Raw genomic sequence first — 4,826 nt, forward strand, 5'->3', positions numbered from 1 at the left:
CCCCTACACCAGCAACCAGGAACGAACCGAAGCGCTCCCCGACTTCCTGCACGCCTACAACTACCATCGCTGCCACACCGCACTCGGAGGCCAACCCCCGATCACGCGTGTCAACAATCCTGCGGGTCAATACAGCTAGCGCGCGCGAAGCCCGGTCCCGTCCTGCCCGGTCCCGCCCCTTCCGCTGCCCCGGCCGGCGGTCCGATGCCCCTGTGGGCACACCGGAACCGACGGCTCCGGGGCCGTGAGATGCTGACTGCCGTAGTACAGGCGGTCGGGAGGGACGGAACGGATGGCTCAGGACCCCCTCGGTGACGGTCGGCCGCAGCAGTACCAGGACCAGTGGCAGACGCAGCACGCGCCGCAGGAGTGGCCCGCCGGGCACGGCGAGTACGCCGACCAGAGCCGGCCTGGCGAGCCCGGGTACGCGTACGGTCCCGGCACGCAGCACCCGGAACAGGGGTACGGCGAGGCCGCCTACGGGCAGGGCGGGTACGTCGAGGGGCCCTACGGTCAGTACGGCCAGAGCCAGTACGACCAGAGCCAGTACGACCAGAACCGGCCGTACCAGCCCTATCAGCAGTACCAGCCGTACTACCAGTACACCGACCACGAGCAGCAGCAGTACGCCCCGTACGCCGTCCCGCAGCAGCCGCAGCCGGCGGGGGAGGAGCTGTACGCGCCCGTCGGTGCCGAGTACTCCGCCGACGGCTACGTGCACGTGGAACCCGATCGGGAACCGGAACCGGAGCCCGATCCCGAGCCGGCCCCCGACGCCGACCCGGAGGCGGAGCGGCCGGTACCGGCCGCCGGTCCCGCCGCCGCGTCGCCCACCCGGACCGGCCTCGCGGCCAGGGCCCGGGCCGCCACCGGCGCCGTCGTCTCAGCCGAGCACGCGCCGAGCAGGCGGGCCCTGGCCGTCCGGACCGGAGCCGGGGTCGCCGCGCTCGGCGTCCTGGTCGCGGCCGGACTGACGGTCGGCTCGGAGGGCGGCGGCCGCGCGTCCGCCGGCGCCGCCGCCGGCGGGGAGCCGGGGTTCACCGTCGCCCATGCCAAGACGTGGTCCGCCCGGTCCGGGTCCGACCGGCCGGTCGGTGACGACACCCTGGTCGGCAGCTGGCTGCTCGCCGACTCGGTGGTGCGCGCCGACGCGACCGGCGTGCACGCGTACGACCTGGAGGCCGGCACGCCCGTCTGGTCGGTCGAGCCGCCCGCCGCGGGTGCGGTGCCCTGCGGGCTCTCCCCGGACGTCAACGCGGCGGGCGTGGGAGCGGTGCTGTTCCGGGCCCAGGCCGACCCGAAGAGCCCCTGCGCCCTGGTGACCGCCGTCGACACCAAGGCCGGGAAGACCGCCTGGACCAAGACGCTCTCCGAGGCCAAGGGCCCCTACAACTCCCGGATCGGCGTCACCGAGGACAAGGTGATAGCCGTCGGCGACGACCACGTCGTCGCGTGGGAGTCGGCCGACGGCAAGGACGTCTGGCAGTACACCGGGCAGGGCAAGTTCTGCACGCTGTCCGGTGGCGTGGCCGGCCGGACCGTCCTGGTGGCCAGCTCCTGCGCCGACTCCACTCCCGTCGACCAGGCCGTCGCGCTGAACACCGTCGACGGCACGGTCGCCTGGTGGCGCGGCCTGAACAACCGGCCGAGGACGGCGACGGTGCTCTCCGCCGAGCCGGCTGTCGTCCTCACCACCGGGGAGAAGCCCGAGGACGACCGGGTGTTCGCCTGGGGCCAGGCCGGCGACCCGGCGGTCGAGATCCCGGTCGCCGACGCCGGGGGCCGGCTGGAGGTCGCCCACGGCGCGTTCTCGGCCACCCCGGGGGTGTACTTCCGGGACCGCACCATGGTCACCACCGTCACACCGGTGCCGAACGGCGGCGGTCAGGCCGCGGTGGTCGGCTACGACCTGGACAGCGGCAAGCAGCGCTGGAGGACGGTCGCCTCCGGCAAGGGCGCGGCCAGGGCGGTCGGCATCGACGCCGGCGCGCTGGTGCTCGCCTTCGACGAACGCCTGGACGAGCCCGCGCACCTCAGCCGCTTCGCCCTGGACGGCGGCCGGGAGACGGTCGGCGGCAACTTCCCGCCGGGGACGGGCTCCCTGCTGGTCTCCGGCCGGGTGCTGATCGGCGGCGGCCGGGTCGTCGCCGTCCCCGAGCACTCCACCAACTTCGGCACCGTGACCGGATACCAGGCCAAGGGCTGACCGGGCCGTTCGGTTCGCCCGCCCGGCCAGCTCATCCGCCCGGCCCGACCGCTCGTGCGTGGCGCGGTCGGGCCGGGCTCCGGACTCAGGCCGCGGAGTGCACGGTGGCCGGGACGACCTGGGCGGGCAGCCAGTCGGCCAGCTCCCGGACGTCCGAGCCACGCAGCCCCAGCGCCATCATCAGGGTGGCCTGCGGCGTCGGCACGAACGGCTTGCGCAGCAGCTTCATCCCCGCCTGCTCGGGCGTCCGGGCGGCCTTCCGCTGGTTGTCCTCGGCGCAGGCGGCCACGGTGTTCAGCCAACTGTCCTCACCACCCCGCGACTTGGGGTGCAGGTGGTCCACGGTCGTGGCCCGCCGCCCGCAGTAGGCGCACAGGTACTGGTCCCGGACGAGCACCCCACGCCGTGACCACGGAGCCTGTTGTCGGAACGGCACCCGGACGTACCGCTGGAGTCTGATCACCCGGGGTACCGGCACGGAGACCCCCGTCCCGCGGATGGTGCGCAGGGGATGCGCCTGTTCCACCACGGCCTTGTCCTGGAGCACCAGGACCACGGCGCGCTGGAGCGACACCGTCGTCAGCGGCTCGTAGCTTGCGTTCAGAACCAGCGTGCTGCGCACCTCGGCCACCCTTCTCAACGGGCGTGCCACGGCGGCACGACCGTCTCTACACACGTCACTGCCGCCGCACGGCGGTGGGACCACTGTGAAGGGGCTCAAGGCAGTCGAACAACGGAATTTCCGGTGGCGGTGCGGGGCCGGGCCCTTCCGGGGCCGTTCCCGCGAAGCCCGAGGCGGGAGCGTGTTCATGTCGGTCCGGGCGAAACTCGCTGGCCCCGACCGCGTAGGCTCTACCACGCTGGAGCCGTCCTGCACCGGGGCCCGACCGGACCGGGCCCACACCGGGCGGACGCCCGACCGAAGGAGAAGCGTGACCGTGACGGACATCGTCGACGAGCTGCGGTGGCGTGGGCTGATCGCCCTGTCCACCGACGAGGACGCACTGCGCAAGGCGTTCGCGGACGGCCCGGTCACGTTCTATTGCGGCTTCGACCCGACGGCCCCCAGCCTGCACCTCGGCAACCTGGTGCAGATCCTCACCATGCGCCGCATCCAGCAGGCGGGGAACCTCCCGCTGGGCCTGGTCGGCGGTGCCACCGGCCTGATCGGCGACCCGAAGCCCACCGCCGAGCGCGTGCTCAACGACCCCGAGACGGTGGCCGGCTGGGTGGAGCGCCTGCGTGGCCAGATCTCGCGCTTCCTCGACTTCGAGGGCCCGTACGCGGCGCGCATGGTCAACAACCTCGACTGGACCTCCGGGATGTCCGCGATCAGCCTGCTGCGCGACGTGGGCAAGTACTTCCGGGTCAACAACATGATCGCCAAGGAGGCCGTCTCCCGGCGGCTCAACTCCGACGCGGGTATCAGCTACACCGAGTTCAGCTACCAGATCCTCCAGGGCATGGACTACCTGGAGCTGAACCGCCGCTACGGCTGTGCGCTGCAGACCGGCGGCAGCGACCAGTGGGGCAACCTCACCGCCGGCACGGACCTGGTCCGCAAGGCCGACGGCAAGTCGGTGCACGCGCTGGCCACGCCGCTGATCGTCAAGGCGGACGGCACCAAGTTCGGCAAGACGGAGTCCGGCACGGTCTGGCTCGACCCGGAGCTGACCACTCCGTACGCCTTCTACCAGTTCTGGCTGAACGCGGACGACCGGGACGTCTCCAACTTCCTGCGGATCTTCAGCTTCCGCTCGAAGGAGGAGGTCGAGGAACTGGAGCGCGAGACCGGCGAGCGCCCCGCCGCCCGCCTCGCCCAGCGCGCGCTCGCCGAGGAGCTGACCACCCTCGTCCACGGTGCCGAGCAGTACGAGCGCGCGGTGGCCGCGTCCAAGGCGCTGTTCGGCCAGGGCGACCTTGCCGACCTGGAGGCCCCGACCCTGGCGGCGGCACTGGCCGAGGTCCCGAAGGCCCAGGTCGGTGAGCTTCAGCAGATCGTCGACCTGCTGGTCGCCGTCGGTCTGGCGCCCAGCAGGTCGGCGGCCCGTCGGACGATCAAGGAAGGCGGCGCCTACCTCAACAACGTCAAGGTGACGGACGAGGAGGCGGTCCCGACCGAGGCCGATCTGCTGCACGGTCGGTGGCTGGTCCTGCGTCGGGGCAAGCGGAACCTGGCGGCGGCGGAGCTGACCGCTTCGTGACTGAATCTCGACGCCGCTGAGCTGCGGCTTCGTCCATCGAGGGCGGGATCCAGCCGGATCCCGCCCTCGATGTTTGACGATGTCCTCCAGGTGGCCTAGTGTTGAACGAGTCGCTGGAGCGGCCACCCCACTCAGCAAGTCCCACTCCCACTCGAATCTCATTTCGATTGGGTCGGTCGGCTTTTTCGCCGGCCGAGGCGGGAGTGAATTTCGAGCAACACTCGGAATGCGCTAATGTGGAGGTCGCCGCAAAAAGCGGACCCGGCCAGTTCGGGAAATCGGATGAATGAAACTCCGGAAAACGGAGCGGAAAACGTCTGGTAAGCTGGAAACACGAAAGAACGAAGCGCCCGGAGGGCCGGTGTGAAAGCCGCCTGAAGGAAGTGTCCGTTCCTTGAGAACTCAACAGCGTGCCA

General features: G+C 71.4%; 3 protein-coding genes and 1 pseudogene. 3 read left to right on the top strand and 1 reads right to left on the bottom strand.

Going from position 1 to position 4,826, the window contains the following annotated elements; all coding sequences use genetic code 11:
* Both PUR56_RS14130 and PUR56_RS14135 read left to right on the top strand, forming a co-directional pair.
* A pseudogene (locus PUR56_RS14130) lies at positions 1-139 on the top strand (IS481 family transposase); the annotation flags it as partial.
* Between the two features lie 153 nt (positions 140-292).
* Positions 293-2,206: an outer membrane protein assembly factor BamB family protein gene (locus PUR56_RS14135; RefSeq protein ID WP_329949165.1), complete on the top strand. Its 1,914-nt coding sequence runs from the start codon at positions 293-295 to the stop codon at positions 2,204-2,206.
* A gap of 85 nt (positions 2,207-2,291) precedes the next feature.
* Here the strand turns inward: PUR56_RS14135 and PUR56_RS14140 are convergent, their stop codons facing one another.
* Positions 2,292-2,828, bottom strand: coding sequence for an HNH endonuclease (locus PUR56_RS14140; protein WP_329949166.1), 537 nt, complete (start codon positions 2,826-2,828; stop codon positions 2,292-2,294).
* Between the two features lie 316 nt (positions 2,829-3,144).
* Here PUR56_RS14140 and tyrS point away from each other — a divergent pair, with 316 nt between their 5' ends.
* Positions 3,145-4,410 (top strand): tyrosine--tRNA ligase, encoded by a 1,266-nt coding sequence (gene tyrS / locus PUR56_RS14145; RefSeq protein ID WP_329949167.1) that lies wholly within the window; start codon positions 3,145-3,147, stop codon positions 4,408-4,410.
* Positions 4,411-4,826: the final 416 nt, after the last annotated feature.

Source organism: Streptomyces sp. BE303 (genome assembly GCF_036290945.1).
GTDB lineage: Bacteria > Actinomycetota > Actinomycetes > Streptomycetales > Streptomycetaceae > Kitasatospora.